The sequence below is a fragment of the Streptomyces sp. NPDC059201 genome (assembly GCF_042754585.1).
GTDB lineage: Bacteria > Actinomycetota > Actinomycetes > Streptomycetales > Streptomycetaceae > Streptomyces.
This window is the reverse complement of the sequence record NZ_JBHZBB010000001.1, coordinates 523,873-542,373: the sequence shown is the minus strand read 5'-3', so window position 1 is coordinate 542,373 and position 18,501 is coordinate 523,873. Positions and strand designations below refer to the sequence as shown.

At 70.9% G+C, this 18,501-nt stretch carries 15 protein-coding genes; 5 read left to right on the top strand and 10 right to left on the bottom strand.

From position 1 onward, the window contains the following. The first annotated feature begins 134 nt into the window (after positions 1-134). Both ACFXMG_RS02445 and ACFXMG_RS02440 read left to right on the top strand, forming a co-directional pair. Complete coding sequence (locus ACFXMG_RS02445; RefSeq protein ID WP_383816145.1) at positions 135-356, top strand: hypothetical protein; 222 nt, start codon at positions 135-137, stop codon at positions 354-356. A gap of 101 nt (positions 357-457) precedes the next feature. Continuing rightward, positions 458-910 carry a VOC family protein gene (locus tag ACFXMG_RS02440; RefSeq protein WP_383816143.1) on the top strand — a complete coding sequence of 151 codons (453 nt, stop codon included), beginning with the start codon at positions 458-460 and terminating at the stop codon, positions 908-910. 3 nt (positions 911-913) lie between these two features. Here the strand turns inward: ACFXMG_RS02440 and ACFXMG_RS02435 are convergent, their stop codons facing one another. Continuing rightward, on the bottom strand, positions 914-1,513 hold the full coding sequence (locus tag ACFXMG_RS02435) for a GNAT family N-acetyltransferase (RefSeq protein ID WP_383816140.1): 600 nt from the start codon (positions 1,511-1,513) through the stop codon (positions 914-916). Positions 1,514-1,540: 27 nt separating this feature from the next. Next, positions 1,541-2,497: a helix-turn-helix transcriptional regulator gene (locus tag ACFXMG_RS02430; RefSeq protein WP_383816138.1), complete on the bottom strand. Its 957-nt coding sequence runs from the start codon at positions 2,495-2,497 to the stop codon at positions 1,541-1,543. A gap of 252 nt (positions 2,498-2,749) precedes the next feature. On the opposite strand from ACFXMG_RS02430, the gene ACFXMG_RS02425 reads away from it, so the two are divergent. Further along, on the top strand, positions 2,750-3,787 hold the full coding sequence (locus tag ACFXMG_RS02425) for an MFS transporter (RefSeq protein WP_383816136.1): 1,038 nt from the start codon (positions 2,750-2,752) through the stop codon (positions 3,785-3,787). A gap of 236 nt (positions 3,788-4,023) precedes the next feature. Beyond that, positions 4,024-4,884 (top strand): aldo/keto reductase, encoded by an 861-nt coding sequence (locus ACFXMG_RS02420; RefSeq protein WP_383816134.1) that lies wholly within the window; start codon positions 4,024-4,026, stop codon positions 4,882-4,884. On the opposite strand, the gene ACFXMG_RS02415 is transcribed toward ACFXMG_RS02420, so the two are convergent. Then, the gene (locus ACFXMG_RS02415) at positions 4,874-6,142 is read right to left on the bottom strand and encodes a hypothetical protein (protein WP_383816131.1); all 1,269 of its coding nucleotides are present in this window, start codon (positions 6,140-6,142) and stop codon (positions 4,874-4,876) included. The two genes, ACFXMG_RS02420 and ACFXMG_RS02415, sit on opposite strands and share 11 nt — an antisense overlap. A gap of 282 nt (positions 6,143-6,424) precedes the next feature. Further along, positions 6,425-8,422: a hypothetical protein gene (locus ACFXMG_RS02410; protein WP_383816128.1), complete on the bottom strand. Its 1,998-nt coding sequence runs from the start codon at positions 8,420-8,422 to the stop codon at positions 6,425-6,427. A 207-nt stretch (positions 8,423-8,629) separates the two neighbouring features. Between ACFXMG_RS02410 and ACFXMG_RS02405 the strand changes: the two genes are divergently transcribed. Beyond that, on the top strand, positions 8,630-9,712 hold the full coding sequence (locus ACFXMG_RS02405) for a TerC family protein (RefSeq protein ID WP_383816126.1): 1,083 nt from the start codon (positions 8,630-8,632) through the stop codon (positions 9,710-9,712). Between the two features lie 316 nt (positions 9,713-10,028). On the opposite strand, the gene ACFXMG_RS02400 is transcribed toward ACFXMG_RS02405, so the two are convergent. The 6 genes from ACFXMG_RS02400 to ACFXMG_RS02375 form a co-directional block, all read right to left on the bottom strand. Beyond that, a complete protein-coding gene (locus tag ACFXMG_RS02400) occupies positions 10,029-11,096 on the bottom strand; it encodes an ABC transporter permease (RefSeq protein ID WP_383816123.1) in 1,068 nt (355 codons plus the stop codon). After that, on the bottom strand, positions 11,093-12,685 hold the full coding sequence (locus ACFXMG_RS02395; protein WP_383816121.1) for a sugar ABC transporter ATP-binding protein: 1,593 nt from the start codon (positions 12,683-12,685) through the stop codon (positions 11,093-11,095). Before ACFXMG_RS02395 ends, ACFXMG_RS02400 begins: the two co-directional genes overlap by 4 nt. Before the next feature lie 112 nt (positions 12,686-12,797). Next, positions 12,798-13,850 (bottom strand): substrate-binding domain-containing protein, encoded by a 1,053-nt coding sequence (locus ACFXMG_RS02390; RefSeq protein ID WP_383816118.1) that lies wholly within the window; start codon positions 13,848-13,850, stop codon positions 12,798-12,800. 354 nt (positions 13,851-14,204) lie between these two features. Then, a complete protein-coding gene (locus ACFXMG_RS02385; protein WP_383816115.1) occupies positions 14,205-15,956 on the bottom strand; it encodes a beta-galactosidase in 1,752 nt (583 codons plus the stop codon). A gap of 138 nt (positions 15,957-16,094) precedes the next feature. Further along, positions 16,095-17,429, bottom strand: coding sequence for an ABC transporter substrate-binding protein (locus tag ACFXMG_RS02380; protein ID WP_383816113.1), 1,335 nt, complete (start codon positions 17,427-17,429; stop codon positions 16,095-16,097). A gap of 80 nt (positions 17,430-17,509) precedes the next feature. Beyond that, positions 17,510-18,499: a carbohydrate ABC transporter permease gene (locus ACFXMG_RS02375; RefSeq protein WP_383816404.1), complete on the bottom strand. Its 990-nt coding sequence runs from the start codon at positions 18,497-18,499 to the stop codon at positions 17,510-17,512. Between the last annotated feature and the right edge of the window lie 2 nt (positions 18,500-18,501).

Genomic DNA, 18,501 nt, shown 5'->3' with positions numbered 1-18,501 from the left:
CATCGACACCGGAAGTGACCTCATCCACTGGAACGGGGTCATGGCCCTGGGCGTGGAGACCGGAGGGCGGGCCACGGGACCGGAGGTGGGGCTGTTCCGGACCCATCCGGCGGCGCCCGACGAGTTGCGGGCTGGTGACGCCTGCATGGCGCTTCGACGGGCCCTGGAACTGGACCCCCTTCGACCAGGAGCCCGCCGGCAGGGGCCTCGAGTGGCCGCTCACCCTGCTCACCCGGGCGGCCACCCCCTGCACCACCGAGGACGCGCGGGCGGTGGGCGCAAGCACGGCGAGCGGCTCACACCAGGAGACCGTCCAGGAGTGGATGACCCTTACCGAGGCTTCCCCTACGCCCTGAGCCGGGACACCCGAGAGCCGGTACACGGCGAGTGTCAGTGCTCCGTTGCAGACTGGAGTCGAGTTGAGGGAAGGGACCACTGTGAGAGAGACCGGGACCGGATGCGGCGCGCGCGTCGAGGGGGTGGCCTTGTGAGCGGTGGGCCGACGCATGGCACCCTGCATCACGTCGAGCTGTGGGTGCCGGACCTTGGACGGGCGCTGGGCTCGCTCGGGTGGATGCTGGAGGCACTGGGTTACGTACCCTTCCAGAGCTGGGGCGGCGGCCGGAGCTGGCGGCTGGGGCCGACGTACCTGGTCGTCGAACAGTCCCCGGCCCTCACCGCCGTACAGCACGACCGGTGCCGGCCGGGACTGAATCACCTGGCCTTCCACGTCGAAGACGCCGCCACCGTCGAGAAGTTGACGGCGGATGCCGCTCAGCACGGCTGGCGCCTGCTGTTCCCCGATCGGCATCCGTACGCCGGAGGCGGACAGCACTACGCCGCGTACCTGGAGAACGACGACGGCTTCGAGGTCGAACTCGTCGCGATCAAGCCACCCGAACGAGACTGAGGCTCAGGCTTCGGGGTCGCGCAGGCCGACGCAGTCGAAGGCCCAGAAGGTCTCCGAGTAGACGAAGGTGCCCGTCATCCAGGGCTCGTGCGCGGACAACCGGGCGACCTGGAAAGCGGGTTCAGGGATACGGAGCGACGGCGAACGGAAGCCGACCGGGCCGGCGGCCTCGAAGCCGCGGGTGCTGTAGTAGTGCGGTGAACCCTCCAGGAACACCAGCGGCACGCCCTCGCTGTCGGCCGCCTTGAGGGCGTGGGTGATGAGCTGCGTACCGATGCCCTGGCGCTGGAACTCCGGGAGCACGCCCAGCGGTGACAGCGACAGGACGTCCACGATCCGGCGTGGAGCGTCCAACCGCGAAGCGCTCAGCAGCACATGCCCGACGACCCGGTCGTCGACGACAGCGACGAACGACATCGGCGCCAACGGGGCGTCCGCGACGCGCAGCGCCTCCACGAGCCCGGGAACCCGATCCCCGTCACCGAACGCGCGCGTATGAACCTCGCGTACCTCTCGGTGATCGTCGGCGCCCTCTCGCCGGATCACCAGCCCAACACCCTCGTGAGCGATCCGGGAACCTTCAAGTGCATCGTGTGACGTCATGCGCGCGAGCGTAGATCGCGAAGCGGCTCACACGCGAGGCATTTGCGGACCGGGCCGCTCGTCTCCGTGGCGTGTCCCGGGCCTGCTCGTGTCGCTGGACGGGGGTGTGGTCATGTCGAGGAGGATCATCGCGTCGTGGTCGGGGGTGCCGGGTTCGGCGGTGTAGACGCCGAGGCGCCGGCCGGGGGTGCCGTCGAGGAACATGGACTGGCCGGTGAGGTGCAGGGTGCCCACCAGGGGGTGGTGGAAGGTCTTGAGGGCGGGCTTGTCGGCGGTGACCTCGTAGCGTTCCCAGAGCCGCGCGAAGTCGGGGCTCTTGAGGAGGAGTTCGCCGACGAGACCGGTCAGGTCGGGAGCGTCGGGGATGGTCCCGGCGGTGGCGCGCAGGCGGACGACGCAGGCGCGGACCTGGCGGTCCCAGTCGGGGAACAGCTCGCGCGAGGCGGGGTGGAGGAAGAGGTAGCGGGCGAGGTTGCGCTGCTTCACCGGCCAGTCGGCCAGACCCGCGTAGAGGGCAAGCCCGCCGGGGTTGGAGGCGAGGAAGTCCAGGCTGCGGCTGACGATGTACGCGGGGTTCGGGCGCATGGTCTCCAGCAGCAGCCTCAGATGCGGGCGCACGGTGCGGCTGGGCGGCGGGGGCGGTTCGGGGGCGTAGCGGGCGGCGTGGACGGCGAGCTCGCGCAGGTGCTGGTGCTCCTGGTCGTCGAGGTGGAGCGCGCGGGCGAGGGAGTCGAGGACGGCGGGGCTCGGCCGGGTCTCCTTGCCGCGCTCCAGGCGCACGTAGTAGTCGATGCTGATCCCGGCGAGCGTGGCGAGCTCCTCGCGGCGCAGGCCCGGGGTGCGGCGCAGCCCGGCGCCCACGGTGAGTCCGACCTGCTCGGGACGTGTCTGGGTACGGCGTGCCCGGAGGAACCGGCCCAGTTCAGTGCCGCCGCCAGCGCCGTTGCTGCTGTTGGGGGTCGGGGTGGTGGGCTCGTGTGCCATGCGTTCAGTGTCACACCGCCGTGACCGGGCCGGTGGCAGCGTGAGGGGCCCTGTCACTCCCTGCGAACAGCCCGGCCTGCCACGGAGCGGGAGACGGCGCGAGGGTGGAGGAACACCTTGCCCACCCCCTCTCTCCCCCCCGTACTGCGGAGATCCTTCGTGTCCTCCACCTCCGATACATCGCTCACACCCCCTACGTCCTCCGGATCTCAAGCCCCCGCTCGACCGGCGGCGTCCGGTCTGTCGGCGGCAGTGCGCACGCCCGGATCGCAGTGGGTCGTCGACGGCTACACCCTCTCCTTCGCGGCGTTCCTGCTCTCCGCCGGTGCGATCAGCGACCGGATCGGCGCCCGGCGGGCCTTCGCGGCCGGCCTCGTCCTGTTCACCGTCGCCTCGGCCGTGTGCGGTCTCGCCCCTGACCTGAGCGTCCTGGTCGCGGCGCCGATCGTGCAGGGCGTGGGCGCCGCCGTGGTCCTGCCCTCCTCCCTGGCCCTGCTGCGTGAGGCGTTCCCCGACCCGGCCGGGCGGGCGAAGGCGATCGCGCTGTGGGGCGTGGGCGGCTCGGTCGGCTCCGCGGCGGGACCGGTGGCCGACGGGCTGCTCACCATCGCCGACTGGCGCCTGATCTTCTGCGTCAACCTGCCCGTCGGCGCGGCTGCCCTGCTCCTGCTGCGCCGGGCCGACCGCTCCCCGGTGTGGCCGGCGCCGTTCGACTGGACCGGGCAGATCGCCGCGGTGCTCGTGATGGGTGTGCTGACCTTCGCGGCGATCGAGGGCGGAGCCGACGGATTCACGACGGCGCCCGTCCTCCTGGCCCTCGCGATCACGGCCGTCGCGGCGACCCTGTTCGTGTTCGCGCAGGCGCGCGGCCGGCACCCGATGACCCCGCTGCCGCTGCTGCGGAGCCGGGTGATGTCGCTGTCGTCCGCGATCGGCTTCGCCCTGAACGTCGCCTTCTACGGAATGATCTTCCTGATCGGCCTGTACTTCCAGCAGGTACGGGGCCTGAGCCCGCTCGCCACCGGCATCGCGTTCCTGCCCATGGCGCTGACCACCGCCGCGATGGGGCCCGTGGCCGCCCGCCTAGCGAACCGCTTCGGTGCCCGCACCCCCGTCCTTCTGGGCCAGGCACTGATCATCGGCGGCCTGCTCGCGATGTCCGCCGTGTCCGCCGGACCCGCCGCGGCGCCTGTATGGCTGCTGGTCGTGCTGATGGTGCCGATCGGCTCCGGCGGCGCGCTCGCCGTCACGGCGCTCACCGCCCTGCTGCTGGAAAACGTGCCCGCCTAACGAGCCGGCACCGCGAGCGGGGTCCTCAACACCTCCCGCCAGACCGGCGGAGCCCGGCCGTCGCCGCCGCCACGGTCCTCGCCGCCGTCGCGGCGACCCTCCGCCTTCGGACCCTGCCGGCGCGCGAGGAACGCCGGGGTGCGCGAGCGTGATCAAGAGCCGCCGTACCCGCCCGACCTTGTCCCCATCCCCGTACAGATCCCCGTGCGCGCACAGAACGGAAGAACGGAAGAACGATGCAGCACGTCACCCTGAACAACGGCGTCCAGATGCCCATCCTCGGCTTCGGCGTCTACCAGATCCCGCCGGAGCAGACCGAGCGGGCCGTCGCCGACGCGCTCGCCGCCGGCTACCGCCTGCTGGACACCGCAGCCGCGTACGGCAACGAGGAGGCCGTCGGCCGCGCGATCAAGAGCAGCGGGATCCCCCGCGGGGACCTCTTCGTCACCACGAAGCTGTGGGTCCAGGACGCCCCCGCCGAGGACAACACCCGGCGCGCCTTCGAGACCTCCCTGACCAAGCTCGGCCTCGACCACCTCGACCTCTACCTGATGCACCAGCCCTTCGGCGATGTCTACGGTCAGTGGCGCGCCATGGAGGCCCTCCACCGCGAGGGCCTCACGCGGGCGATCGGCGTCGCGAACTTCTACCCCGACCGCCTGGTCGACCTGACCCTCAACAACGACATCACCCCCGCGGTCAACCAGATCGAGACCCACCCCTTCTTCCAGCGCACCGACTACCACGACCTGATGCGCGAGCGCGGCGTCCAGCACCAGTCCTGGGGCGGCTTCGCCGAGGGCAGGAACGACCTGTTCACCACGCCTCTCCTGGCCGAGATCGGCAAGGAGTACGACAAGTCCGTGGCCCAGGTCGTCCTGCGCTGGCTGACCCAGCGCGGCGTCGTCGCCATCCCCAAGTCGGTCCGCCCCGAGAGCATGGCCGAAAACATCGACATCTTCGACTTCACCCTCACTGACGAGCAGATGTCCGCCATCGCCACCCTCGACACCGGCCACACCCTCTTCTTCGACCACCACGACCCCGCCATGGTCGACTGGCTCGCCAAGCGCCGACTCGACGCCCCTACGCCTTGAACCGGAGCTCAGGGTCGGCCTCGGGCCATGTGGTGGTCGAAGGGTGGCGCGGACGGGGTTCGGTCTGGCGGAGGGCGGCCACGGCTTCTTCGGTTCGGCCGAGGTCGATGAGGTAGCCGGCCAGGGCGTGACTGTTCGCGGGCGCGTGGCGTCGCAGCATCGCGACAGCCTCCTCGGTACGGCCCGCGCCGGCGAGGAGCTCGGCAATGTGCGGTGCCGCGTACGAGGTGCCGCCCTCGGGGTGGGCCTGCGCGCGGTTCAGCGCTTCTTCGGTCTGCCCGCAGGCGGCCAACAGAGGGAGCCGTATCCAGAAGAGGTCCCACTCCTCCTCTCCACGGCGTTCCTTGAGGGCGTCGAGGTGGGCCAGGCCGTCCTCGGCGCGGCCCTGGTCGAGGTAGAGGGAGCTGAGGATGTGGAGGATCCAGTCCTCGGCACCGCCCGAGGCGTCGGCCAGGGTTCGCATCGTCTCGATCGCCTCGTCCCCTCGTCCGTGTCGAGCCAGCAGGTGTGCGAGGTGCACCGACATGTGGCCCTGGTGAACCGATGAGGTTCGGGCGTGCCGGTACGCGGCGATCGCGCCCTCCACGTCACCGCGTTCCTCCAGCAGTTCCGCGAGGCGCTGTGTGGCGTGGCCCAGTTCCTCGGACAGCGCGTAGGCGCGCAGCTCGTCGGTCCGGTCATGCCGGGCCAGCAGCTCGGCGAGCTGGTCCCGGCCGTTGGCGGAGGTGTGGTTGCGCGTACGGAGCAGGGCGATCGCTTCGTCGATGCGGCCCTGGCGTTCGCGGATCGTGGCGAGCAGGCCGACCGCCGTGTCGGGATCGAGGCCGCGGCAGCACCACGGCGCGTCGCAACGGTGCTCGTCCGGGATCCGGGCGGCGAGCAGGGCCGCGGCCTCCTCGTCGCGGCCGGCGTTCTCCGCGACGTCGACGAGTGCCGTAGCGAGGGACCGGTCGTCGACGTGTGGGCGCAGCAGCGTGAACGCCTCGTCGCCGCGGCCGTGCCGGGCGAGCAGACGCGCGTACGACTCCAGTGCCTGCGGATGCCCGACCTCCATACGAACTCGGGTCAGCGCGATCGCCTCGTCCGCCCGCACCCAGCTCTCCAGCAACTCCGCCGTGGCGCTCGTCGCCGTCCACCAGCCCGTAGCGAGGTACGGGGCGAGTACCTCCAGCGCCTCAGCCTGTCGCCCCCGCTCACCGAGCAGCCGCGCCCACTCCCGCGCACAGAACCACTCCCCGCGCCCGGCCCAACGCTCCACCTCCTCAAGATGCCCGAGCTCAAGAAGCCGGGAGACCAGAAGCGGCGGGATGCACCCGGACTGGGTCCGGGCCCCATAGTCAAGATCAGCAACGTCCACAGCGACGTACCGTAATCCCTCCCCCTGACACGACCATCGCCACGACCTTCAACTCCGAACACGGCGTACCCGTTGACCCGAACCGGCTCGGCGTCCGCCATGGTCCCGCGGGCGGGGCCCCGATGCCTGCCGCGACTGGCTCGCCCTCCGGTGGGCGACGTCCCCGTCCGGCGGTCTCGGTTGTCATGGGCGGTGGCGGCGGGCCAGGTGGGTCTGGAGTTCGTGGTGGCGGAACTGGTAGGCGGCGCCGGCTGTGCGCAGGATTCCTGCCTGGTGGCAGGTGTGGAGGAAGCGGGTCAGTCGCCAGGGCAGCGTTCCGCGGGCCAGGATGAGGAAGACCGCGTAGCGGAACGCCAGGGTGTGGAAGGTCAGGGCACCGAAGAGGGCCAGGGGGAAGAGTCCCAGGAGCATGCCTCGTGGGCCGGTCGCTCCGTAGCCCAGGAGGGTGAAGATCGCTACGACGTCCGCCAGGAACAGGGCCCAGGAGACGATGTCGCGGCGCACCAGGGCGCGGGGGCCGTCCCGGCGTTCGTCGGGGGTGACGGCGATGCCCATGGCACCGCCGATCATCAGGGCGAAGGCCACCGCGCCCGCCGCCCAGGCGCCTGCCGATCCCGTCGTGGGAACGGTGAGTTCGATGAGTATGAAGGGGGCGGATCCCAGGGCGCATCCCAGGACGAAGCGACGCGGACGCAGAAGCATCAGGTCCTCGCCCTCCCACAGGTTCACGCCGAAGGCATACATGAGGGTGAGCAACGGGAGGAAGGAGAGGGCGAGGCGGTCCCAGGACGTCGTGGCCGCCGCGACCACCACCGCCAGTTCGAGCGTCGCGGCCCAGGCCAGGCACGTCCGGCGGATGGCGCGTGTCGTGCGCTCCGCCCCGACGATCGGCCACAGATCGGGCAGCACGAGGTCCGTGGGGGAGAGGGTGCGGCCTTCCGCGCGTCTGCCGTGGCGGTTCGCGTCGAGGTAGGAGGCCAGGACGGCCAGCCAGTCCCGGGCCGGGCCGTCGGGGTCCACCGTCGCGTCGCCGCGCGCGGCCAGCATCGCCGGGACGTAGAGGTCGAGGAGGTGGTGGTGGAGCGTTCCGGACGCGGCGAGCGGGAGGAGCTCGGCGGGGTCGCGCCGGTAGTGGCCGTCGGCGGTGCGTTCCTGGTACACCGCGACGGTGAGCGACAGGCGCCAGGGGGTCGCCAGTGCCTGGCGCAGCCGCATCACGGCGGGCGTCTGCGCGGACGGGGTCCCGCGCGAGGCGGTGGCCAGCGCGTCGAGTACCGGCCGCCACCGGCTCAGACCCGCCTCGGTGTCGGCCACGCTGCCGCGGAGGAAGGCGTGGCTCTGCTCCGCGTCGACCGGCGCCAGCCGCACCACCGCGGCGGCCCGCAGGTGCGCCTCCGCGCCGACGAGACCGTCGTGGACGCCGCGCCGGCAGGTGACGACCACGGCCGCCGGCTGCGTGCCGTGCTGCCAGGCGTTCAGGAGGCGTACCAGGTCGGCGGCGCGGCTGGAGTACGGCGCGGTGCCCGGCGGGTCCAGCTCGTCGATGCCGTCGACGACGGGGAGCACGAGACGTTCCTCCACCAGCCGCCGCGCCGGGCCCCTGCCCACGCCGAACGTCGTCACGAGATGCCGGACGAGCCATTCCTCCAGCTCCTGGCCGGTCCACGAGGTGGCCGCCATGCGCAGGGCGACGGCCTGGCCGGGCTGTCTGTCCCGCGCGAGGTCGAGCACCATCGACAGGGCCGCCAGGGACTTGCCGGTCCCGGCGTCGTCCAGGACGTCGGCGCCGGTGATGACCATGCGCGACGGCGAGAGCCGAGCGAGCAGGGCGGTCAGCTCACCGAGCCTTCCCTCCGTCGGCGCGCCGTCGACCTGGCCGTGGACGAGCACGGTGTACGCGAGGTCGATACGTCCTCCGGCGCTGCCGTCCAGCCATCGCACGTACTCGCCCTGCTCCCGCCGCACCACCTCGCCCGCCAGCCGGTCCGCCAACTGCCCCGTGTCCAGCGGAGCGATCAGCGCGTAGGTCAGGCCCGCGACGCCCGCCAGCGCTCCCACGACACTGGCGACGGGATCCGCGAGATCCCACCCACCCCAAATCCCTAACGCCAGCAGCCACACCGCGACCGCGCCCGCCCCCGACCACAGCAGACGGCGCTGGATCGCTCGCCGTATCCCCATGCGCGGAATCCTGCCGAACCGAGGACGGGAGGCGCCAGACGCCGTACCCGACAGGCGTTCGGGCCGGTTCGTGGCGCGCGCAGGGCGCGTACAGGGCAGGTGGTGGTAGCGGGTTCGCGGCTCCTGGAATCGCCTCGGTGCGGTTATGGACGGAGAATGCAGGAAACGGGCCTGTGCGTCGGCGTGGGCCATCGGGGAGTGACTGGCGTGCTTGAGGTCCCGCTCTGGTTGTGGGGGGCGTTCGCCGCGACGGTGGTGGTGTCGCTGGCGGTGGACTTGCTGGCCCACCGCACCGCGCACGTCATCGGCTTCAAGGAGGCCGCCGCGTGGAGCGCCCTGTGGGTCGGGCTTGCCATGATCTTCGGCGGGGTGGTCTTCGTCGTGCTCGGCACGACCGCCGGCACCGAGTACACCACCGCGTGGCTGCTGGAGAAGAGCCTGTCGGTCGACAACCTCTTCGTCTTCGCCGTGATCTTCGCGTACTTCAAGGTGCCCCGCGCCTATCAGCACCGCGTGCTGTTCTTCGGCGTCATGGGCGCGCTGATCTTCCGCGGCATCTTCCTGTCGCTCGGCGTCGCCGTGGTCAGCCGTTTCACCGCGGTGCTGTTCGCCTTCGCCGCCGTGCTCTTCTACAGCACCTACAAGCTCATGAAGGACGAGGAGGAGAGCTTCGATCCGGGGAAGAGCTTCGCCGTACGGATGCTCCGCAAGATCATGCCGGTCCGCGACGAGTACGCGGGCACGAAGTTCTTCGTCAAGGAGGCCGGCAAACGCGTGGCCACGCCGCTGCTCGCGGTGGTGGCCGCGATCGAGGCGGCGGACCTGATCTTCGCCGTCGACAGCGTTCCCGCCGTCCTCGCGGTGAGCGACGACGCCTTCATCGTCTACACCAGCAACGCGTTCGCCATCCTCGGCCTCCGAGCCCTCTACTTCATGCTGGCCGGGCTGCTGGACCGGTTCCACTACCTGAGCAAGGGCCTCGCGATCATCCTCGCCTTCATCGGCGTCAAGCTGATCCTCCAGGCGTCCCACAAGATGATCAGCCCCAGCGTCCCGGAGATCCCCTCACCGATCAGCCTCGCCGTCATCGCCGTCGTCCTGGCCGGCTCCGTGGCCCTCAGCCTGCTCAAGCCCCCCAAGCCTCTGCATCTCCCTTCCCCCGTGGGCGAGGACGAGGGCGAGGACGAGGTCGCGGCAGCAGAGGCCCAGCCACCCGAGGACGCGCCTGCCGAGGGCAGGAACGATCCGCCGCCCCCGCCCCCACCTCCGCCCCCACGGCCGCCGGGCTGATCAACGGCTCAAGGGCAGGCTGCCGCGGTCGCTCCTGTACCCCCTTTCGGCACCCAGCGCCTATCGTTAAAGAATGAGTAAAGCCGAGCATGAGACCGGTCCCCAGGGGCGGCTTGTCTGCCCGGTCTGCAAGCAGCCCGTCTCCACGACCGTGAAGCGACGACACAAGACGCTCGGGACGTTCGTACCCGTATGGCGCCCCGGCCCTTGCCACAACCCCGACTGCCCCGAATACCTGGAGGACCCGGAACACCCCGGGCACGCCGACCACTGACCGTGGACGGCGGCCGGGGGCTGCTGGTGCCCGACCACGCACTCAGTGGGGTAGTCCGACGGCGCGCTCGCCGTTGCGGCGCTGCTGGATCACCACGGCGGCCACGAGCAGGGCACCCTGGGCGACGTTCTGCCAGAAGGTGTTGATGCCCTCGACCGTGAGGCCGTTCTCCAGGGCGCCCAGAAGGGCTACGGCGAGGAGCGTGCCGCCGACGCCTCCCTTGCCGCCCTTGAGCGCGCAGCCGCCCAGCGCGGCGGCGGTGATGGCCTTCAGTTCCAGGCCCTCGCTGCCGGAGACGGGCTGGCCGGAGCCGGTGCGGGCGGTGAGCAGGATGCCGGCGATCGCGGCGACGACGCCGATGAGTGCGTAGACCGCGACGAGGTACTTGTTGATGTTGATGCCGGCGAGGCGGGCGGCGGTGTCGTTGCCGCCGATCGCGTAGAGGTTGCGGCCGATGTCCGTGTACCTGAGCATCACGTGCACGGCGACCGCCACGAGGATCAGGATCCAGATCATCACCGGCAGACCGGCGATCTTGCCGCGCCCGAGGAACACGAAGACCGGGTCGTTGAGGACGTACCCCTGCGCCCGCCCGTCGGAGACGAGCTGCGCGACGCCCTTGTACGCGGCGAGCCCGGCGAGCGTGGCGATCGTCGGGTTGACGCGTCCGTAGACGATCGCCACGCCGTTCACGATGCCGACGAGCGCCCCGATGACGAGTGCGGCGCCCATGCCGAGGTACGGGTTGGCGCCGGTCGACGTAAAGGCCATCGCGCTGATCACGGAGGCCAGGCCCGCCTGCGAACCGACCGAGATGTCCAGGCCGCCGCAGATGATGACGACGGTCTGGACGACGGCGAGGAGGCCGGTGATCGTTACGGCCTCGCCGATGACCTGGATGTTGCCCCAGCTCAGGTAGTTCTCGTTCAGGGCGCCGAACAGCCCGAGGACCAGGACGAGCGCGCCGATGAGGCTGAGGTTCTGCGCACCGAGGGCCGCCAGCGGCGAGCGCGCGCGGGCCGCACCCGAGCCCTTCCCGGCCCCGGCCGGCCCCCCGTTCTCCGGCGGCTTCCCGGTCCCGGCCGGGGAGGTGGTCGCGGTGCTGGTCATCGGGGGCCTCCATGGGCGGAGTCGGTACGGGGGAGGGCGGGGGCGGCATCGGCCACGGCCAGGTCATCGGCCATGGCGAGGTTGAGGATCGATTCCTCCGTCGCCTCGCCGCGCCCCAGCTCGCCGGTGATGCGGCCGTTCTGCATGACCACGACGCGGTCGGCGAGGCCGAGCACCTCGGGGAGTTCGGAGGAGATCACGAGCAGGGCGACGCCGTCCCGCGCGAGGTCGGCGATGATCCGGTAGATCTCCGCCTTGGCGCCGATGTCGATGCCCCGCGTGGGCTCGTCGAGGATCAGGACCTTCGGGCGGCGCAGCAGCCACCGGGCGAGGACGACCTTCTGCTGGTTGCCGCCGGACAGCTTGCGCACCTCGTGCTCGATGGACGGGGTACGCACCCTGAGCCGGTCGGAGAACTCCTGGGCGACGGCCCGCTCCTGGCCGGTGCGGACGAACCGCATGCGGCGCAGGCGCTCCAGGCTGACCAGGGAGGTGTTGTCGCGGATGGACCGCTGGAGGAAGAGGGCCTGGGCCTTGCGCTCCTCCGGGGCCAGGCCGATGCCGGCCCGGATGGCGTCCTTCGGGCTGCGCAGCCGCAGGGGCCGGCCGTTCAGGCAGATCCGTCCGGAGCGCAGGGGGCGGTCGCCGGCGAGGGCGAGTCCCAGTTCTGAGCGCCCGGCGCCCATCAGTCCGGCGAGGGCGACCACCTCCCCGGCCCTGACCCGGAGGCTGATGTCGGTGACGTCGTCGGTGGTGACGCCGTCCAGTTCCAGGACGACCTCGTCCCGGGCGACGTCCTGGCGTACGAACAGCGAGGAGAGGTCGCGCCCGACCATCATCCGTACGACTTCGCTCTCGTCGGTCCGTGCCGCGTCGAGGACGCCGGCGGAGGCGCCGTCGCGGAGCACGGCGATCCGGTCCGCGAGGCGGAAGATCTCCTTCATGCGGTGGGAGACGTAGATGATCGCGATGCCCTGGGCGCGGAGCCGGCCGATCAGGGCGAAGAGCGCCTCGGCCTCGTTCTCCGCGAGCGAGGAGGTCGGCTCGTCGAAGGCGATGACCCTGGCCTCGCCGGTGAGGGCGCGCAGGATCTCCACCAACTGCCGCTGTGCTGCGGTCAGTTCGGAGCCAAGCTGGTCGGGGTCGATGACCTTCTCGAACCCGAGCCGCGTCAGGTCGGCGGTGATCCTGCGGCGCAGTTCGGCGCGGTCGAGGCGCCGGCCGGCCCTGCGGGGGAGGGATCCGGCGTAGACGTTCTCCGCGACGGAGACGTGCGGAATGATCTCGGGCTCCTGCGGGATGATGCGGATCCCGGCCCTGCGCGCGTCCTGCGGCGAGGCGAAGGAGACCGGTGTGCCGTCGAGGAGGACGCGTCCTTCGGTGGGCTGGTGGTCGCCGGTGAGGATCTTCAGCAGCGTGGACTTGCCCGCGCCGTTCTCGCCCATGAGGGCGGTGACCTGCCCGGGGAGGAAGGACAGGGTGACGCCGCCCAGGGCCTGGACGGCGCCGAAGCGCTTGGTGATGTTCTCGACGGCGACACCGACACCTGGGGTGGTCGGCGTGGAGGGTGGGGTGCCGGGTGTGGTCATGCTGGCCTCACGTGCGGGAAGCGGGAAGCGGGAAGCGGGAAGCGGGAAGGACGGGGGAGAAGCCGGTGCGGCGGGCGGGACGGTCCGCCACACCGGCGCCTGGGGGCGGGGCTCAGCCGCAGGTGACTCCGGCGGACTTCCAGCTGGAGGCGTCGACCATCGTGGTCGGGGCGAAGGCTTCCTTCGGGAACTCCTTGCCGTTCTTGAGCTTGTCGTACATCGTCTGCACGGCCAGCGCGCCGACGTCCTCGCCGTTGATGAACAGCGCGGCCTTCATGCCGGACGGCTTGCCCGAGCTCCAGTTCTTGCAGGCCAGGTAGGCGCCGAGGCCGACGCCGATGATGTCGTCGGCCTTGAAGCCGGCGTTCTCCAGGGCGGTCACCCCGCCCTGAACGTTCTCGTCGTTGCAGCCCCAGACCACCCAGTGCTTGACGCCGGGGTTCGCGGTGATCGTGGCGGCGATCTTGTCCTGCGCGCCGGTGGGGCTGTTGTCCGTGGGGACGTCGATGTTCTGCACCTTGGCGCCGGAGCCGGCGGCGAAGGCGTCCTTGGACGCCTGGACGCGATCGGTGCAGACGGTCACGTCCTGCTTCCAGGCGGAGATCGTGCGGGTCTCGGCGGGGTTCCACCCGGCCTTCTTGAACTCCGCGGCGGCCCGCTTGCCGACCTCGCCGCCCATCTGGGCGCCGCTGAAGCCGATCCGGGGCACCAGCGCGTCGGCCGGGCAGGAGGACGGGTCCGGCCCGGTCGTGCAGATCTGGTCGTCGGAGGTGAGCAGGGCGACCTTGGCGTCCTTGGCGATCTGGGCGACCTGGGGGCCGACGGCCGGGTCGGGGACGACGACGATCAGGCCGTGGCTCTTCTGCGAGATCGCCGACTGGGCCTCGCTGATGGTCTTGTTGGCGTCGGTGCCGAGGTTGACGACCTTCAGGTCGATGCCGAGCTCGTCCGCCTTGGCCTTGGCGCCGGCCGCCTCGCCGACGAAGTACTCCTGGTCGCCCTGCTTCTGAAGGTACGTCAGGGAGATCTTGCCGTCGACCTTCGTGTTCTCCCCGCCGCCCGGGCCGGCCGTCTGCTGACCGCTGGAGCAGGCGGACAGCGCGAGTACGGAGGCCAGGCCCAGGGCGAGCGCCGTCACCGGCCGCTGGTTGGATTCAGTGAACATGTCATTCCCCTTGCTGGGACGGGCCGCACATGGCCGATCGGTGAGGCGCGGAATCTGGTGGGCTCGCGGAGGGTCGTGGCGAGGGAGGGAACGACGGTTCCGGTCCGGTCCGGCGACGGTGCGCGAGCGGGCGACCGGGCTCTTCGTGCGCGCGAAGTCACCACAGTCGATCGTTAATCAACTCAGCAGGTCATATGAAATCGCGATATCCAACAAAAGGCAACAGTGTTGAGGCGTTGAAAAATGTTGGACTCGGCGCGGGGAAGGGCGGTGTGCCGGACCGGTGCCAGGACGGCGAAAGGCCGGGCTCGGACGCACGGGGGACGCGTCCGAGCCCGGCCTCGCCGGGTGTTCCTACTCCTCGGTGGGGCCGAGGTCGGGCTGCTCGCGGAAGTCGACGGTACGGGCCCGGGGGCCGGCGTGGAGCTCCAGGACGACGATCTCGTTCGTCCCGGCGCGCAGCACGGGGGCGGGGACGTACAACGACCGCTGCGGGCCCCGGGACCAGTAGCGCCCGAGCGGGAAGCCGTTGACCCAGGCGTTGCCCTTGGTCCAGCCATCGAGGTGCAGGAAGGTGTCGGCCGGTTCGGCGACCTCGAAGGTGCCCCGGTGGAAGGCGGGGCCCACGGGGGTCGTCGTGCCGGCCGTGAAGGGTACGTCCTCCAGCGCGGTGAGCGGCAGCGGGCGGTTCGTCCAGGCCGCCGGCTCGACGCCGTCGACGAGGACCGCGCCGAGCAGCCCCTTGCGGTCGTGGATGCCCTGGCCGTAGTTCACCCGGCCCTGGTTCTCCACCAGGATCGAGAGCACGCTGCCGGACCGGGGGGCCGTGAAGGCCAGGGAGTGTTCGTGGTTCTCGCGCTCCAGGACGCCCACCGGCTGCCCGTCGACGAAGACCTGGGCGCGGTCGCGGACGTGCTCGACCTCCAGCAGGGCCGGACCGCGCACCGGCACGGTCGTCTCGTACAGGACGAAGCCGAAGTCCTGCTCCAGCTCCTCCATGGTCAGCGGCCGACGGGAGTCGACCCGCGAGGCGAGCGCGTCCGCGCTGGGCAGCAGTGCGGCGCTCTCGGTCAACTCGACCGGCGGGAGGCCCAGTTTGACGCCGGGCGCGGGCAACGGACCGTCGGGCACGGGGGCGTACTTGGCGATGACGTCGCGGAAGGCGGTGTACTTCTCCGTCGGGTCGCCGGCCTCGTCGAGCGGCGAGTCGTAGTCGTAGGAGGTGACGGTGGGGCGGTAGGTGTGCTTGTCGTTGGCGCCGTTGGTGAAGCCGAAGTTGGTGCCGCCGTGGAACATGTAGAAGTTGACGGAGGCGCCGGTGGCGAGGGCCTCGTCGAGCTCGCGGGCCGCCTCGTCGGGGTCGCGCACCACGTGCCGCGCGCCCCAGCGGTCGAACCAGCCGATCCAGAACTCCGTGGTCATCAGCGGCCCTTCGGGACGCTGGGCGCGCAGGTCGGCCAGATGGTGGGCCGAGCGGCTGCCGAAGTTGGCCGTGGCGAGGATGCCGGGCAGGGCGCCCCGCTCCAGGTCGGCCGGCTGGTCGCAGGTGAACAGGGGTACGTCGACCCCGCACGCGCGCAGCGAGTCGGCGATGTGCTCCATGTAGGCGGTGTCGTCGCCGTAGGCCCCGTACTCGTTCTCCACCTGCACGGCGAGGACCGGGCCGCCCCGTGAACCGAGGTACGGCTGGAGGGGGGTGAGCAGGCGGTGGAAGAAGTCGTCCACCGCTGCCAGGAACCGCGGGTCGCGGGAGCGGAGCCGTATGTCCGGCTCGGTGAGCAGCCACGAGGGCAGACCGCCGCCCTCCCACTCCGCGCAGATGTACGGGCCGGGGCGAAGCAGCACGTGCAGCCCCTCGGCGGCGGCGAGATCGAGGAAGCGGGGGAGGTCGAGCCCGCCGTCCATCACGAAGCGGTCGGGGCGCGGCTGGTGGAGGTTCCAGGGGACGTACGTCTCGACGGTGTTGAGCCCCATGAGCCGGGCCTTGCGGAGCCGGTCCTGCCACTGCTCGGGGTGGACCCGGAAGTAGTGCAGTCCGCCGGACAGGAAGCGGAAGGGGCGTCCGTCGAGCAGGAATCCGGCCTTGTCTGTCTGGAGAACGGGCATGCGCTGCTTGCTCCTGTAGGTGAAGGGTGGTGCGAGGTGAGGTGCCAGGCCCCGCATGTCTGTTGATCTTTGTTTACGCAAACATGCGGGTCATGGCGCGCTCGGTCCGAGGGCTTGCGAGGGCGGGGCCGAACGGGACTACTTGTTGACGGTGAAGCCCTGGGCGTTGCCGTACTTGACGCTGGCCTCCTGCCAGGCGTTCAGGCCGTCGGAGATCTTCGTGGGGGAGACGTACGCCTTGCCGACGGTGTCGTTGAAGATCGAGTTCGCGTACACCTGGAAGGGCAGGTAGGACCAGTGGGCGCCGACGTTGCGGGCGGACTCGGCGAAGATCCGGTTGGCCTGCTGGCCGCCGAAGTACGGGAACTTGGTGTCGAGAAACGCCTTCGACTCCAGGTCGGCGCGGGTGGCGGGGAAGGCGCCCTCGGCGACGCGGCTGCTCGCGCCGGCGCCGGTGGTGGCGAACTCGGCGAAGGCGTAGGCGAGTTCCTTGTTCTTGGCGGCCTTCGGCACGGCGAGCGAGCTGCCGCCGTTCTCGGCGGTCGTCTTGTCGCCCTTCGTCCACTGCGGCAGCGGGGCGACCCGCCAGTCACCGGACGCGGAGGCGACACCGGAGGTGAGGTTGGCCGGCATCCAGGCGCCGATCGACAGGGTGGCGATGGAGCCGTCGGCCAGTCCCTTGTACCAGGCGTCGCTCCAGGAGCTGATCGGCGCGACCAGCTTCTCGTCGAGGAGCTTCTGCCAGGTGGTGGCGTACTTCTGGGTGCCCGCGTCGCCGAAGTCGACGGTCACGTTGGTGCCGTCCGTCCGGTAGGGGCGGCCGCCTGCCTGCCAGATGAGGCTGGTCGTGGCGCCGGCGTCACCGGTGTCGTTGGTGATGAAGATCTTCGGGTCGGCCTTGTGGAGCGCGCGGGCCGCCTCCACGTACTCGTCCCAGGTGGTCGGCACCTTGATCCCGTGCTTGTCGAAGACCTTCTTGTTGTAGAAGAACGCCATCGGGCCCGAGTCCATGGGCAGGGCGTAGATCTCCTTGTCCTTCGTCACGGCGTTCCACGGGCCGGGCGTGAAGGCCGTGCCGTACTTCTGGGCGCCGTAGGGAGCGAGGTCCTCGACGGTCTTGCCGATGGAGAACTGGCCCAGGGCGTAGTACTCGACCTGCGCCACGTCGGGCGCGCCGGAGCCGGCGGCCATCGCGTTCTGGAGGGCGGTGTACTGCTTGTCGCCGGTGCCCGCGTTGACCAGCTCGATGTCGACCTTGGGGTACTTCTTCTCGAAGTCCTCCGCCACCTTCTTCAGCGTGGGCTCCCAGGCCCAGACCGTCACCTTGCCGCCCTTCTCGAGCGCGGCGGCGAGGTCCTTCGGGGCGCCGCCGCCGGTGTCCCCGCCGTCGGAGCCGCAGGCCGTGACGGTCAGCGAGAGGGTGGCGAGGACGGCGAGTGCGCCGAACAGTCTGCGGTTGGTGTGGGTACGCATGGGAGTGCTCCTGGTCGGTGGTGGGTCGGTGGTGCGGGTGGGAGGGACTTCCGGGACGGGGATGGATCGGAGCCGGTCCGTCATTCCTTGACGCTGCCGGCGGCCAGGCCGGACTGCCAGTACCGCTGGAGCAGCAGGAAGACGGCCACGATCGGGACGATCGTCAGCAGGGAACCGGTGACGATCAGGTCGAAGACGGCCTCGCCGCCGGCGGTCTGCGCCTGGGCGTTCCAGGCGTTGAGGCCGAGGGTCAGCGGGTACCAGTCGGGGTCCTTGATCATGATCAGCGGCAGGAAGTAGTTGTTCCAGGTCGCGACCATGGAGAACAGCAGCACGGTCACGGTGCCCGGCACGAGGAGCGGCAGCGCGATCGTGAAGAAGGTGCGCAGCTCGCCCGAGCCGTCGATGCGGGCGGCTTCGAGCAGCTCGGCGGGGACCGCCTCCGCGGCGAAGACCCACATGAGGTAGAGGCCGAAGGGGGAGATCAGGGAGGGGATGATCACGGCCCAGGGGGTGTTCGTCAGGCCCATGTTGCTGAACATCAGGAAGGTGGGCACCGCGAGGGCCGTGCCGGGGACGGCCACCGCGCCGATGACGACGGCGAAGACCGCCTTGCGGCCGGGGAAGTCGTACTTCGCGAGGGCGTAGCCGCCGAGGACGGCGAGGATCGTGGCGCCGCCCGCGCCGGCGGCCACGTACAGCAGGGTATTGAGCAGCCAGCGGACGAAGACGCCGTCGTCGTAGGTGACCGTGCGGGTGATGTTGTCCCACAGGTCGAAGTCGTCGGCGAACCACAGTCCGAAGGAGTCGAGCAGTCCCCGCTGGCTCTTGGTGGCGTTGATGACCAGCCAGGCGAGCGGGAGCAGGGTGTAGACGAGGACCAAGCCGGTGACGAGGGTCAGCGGGATGCTGGGCCGGGGGTTGAGCGGGGTGTGCGGGAGCCGCCCGCGGCGCCCGGTCGTGGCCTTGTGCCCGGCCGTGGCCTTGCGGGCGCGGCCCGAGGAGGTGGCGGCACCGCCGGTCCGCGGGTCCGCGGGGGAGGGGGTGGGCTCGGTGGCCGCTGTGTTCATGG

Coding starts and splice junctions, on each gene's coding strand:
- ACFXMG_RS02400 (WP_383816123.1), bottom strand. CDS start 11,096: ATGACCAGCACCGCGACCACCTCCCCGGCCGGGACCGGGAAGCCGCCG.
- ACFXMG_RS02380 (WP_383816113.1), bottom strand. CDS start 17,429: ATGCGTACCCACACCAACCGCAGACTGTTCGGCGCACTCGCCGTCCTC.
- ACFXMG_RS02390 (WP_383816118.1), bottom strand. CDS start 13,850: ATGTTCACTGAATCCAACCAGCGGCCGGTGACGGCGCTCGCCCTGGGC.
- ACFXMG_RS02395 (WP_383816121.1), bottom strand. CDS start 12,685: ATGACCACACCCGGCACCCCACCCTCCACGCCGACCACCCCAGGTGTC.
- ACFXMG_RS02435 (WP_383816140.1), bottom strand. CDS start 1,513: ATGACGTCACACGATGCACTTGAAGGTTCCCGGATCGCTCACGAGGGT.
- ACFXMG_RS02375 (WP_383816404.1), bottom strand. CDS start 18,499: ATGAACACAGCGGCCACCGAGCCCACCCCCTCCCCCGCGGACCCGCGG.
- ACFXMG_RS02410 (WP_383816128.1), bottom strand. CDS start 8,422: ATGGGGATACGGCGAGCGATCCAGCGCCGTCTGCTGTGGTCGGGGGCG.
- ACFXMG_RS02385 (WP_383816115.1), bottom strand. CDS start 15,956: ATGCCCGTTCTCCAGACAGACAAGGCCGGATTCCTGCTCGACGGACGC.
- ACFXMG_RS02440 (WP_383816143.1), top strand. CDS start 458: ATGCGGCGCGCGCGTCGAGGGGGTGGCCTTGTGAGCGGTGGGCCGACG.
- ACFXMG_RS02430 (WP_383816138.1), bottom strand. CDS start 2,497: ATGGCACACGAGCCCACCACCCCGACCCCCAACAGCAGCAACGGCGCT.
- ACFXMG_RS02420 (WP_383816134.1), top strand. CDS start 4,024: ATGCAGCACGTCACCCTGAACAACGGCGTCCAGATGCCCATCCTCGGC.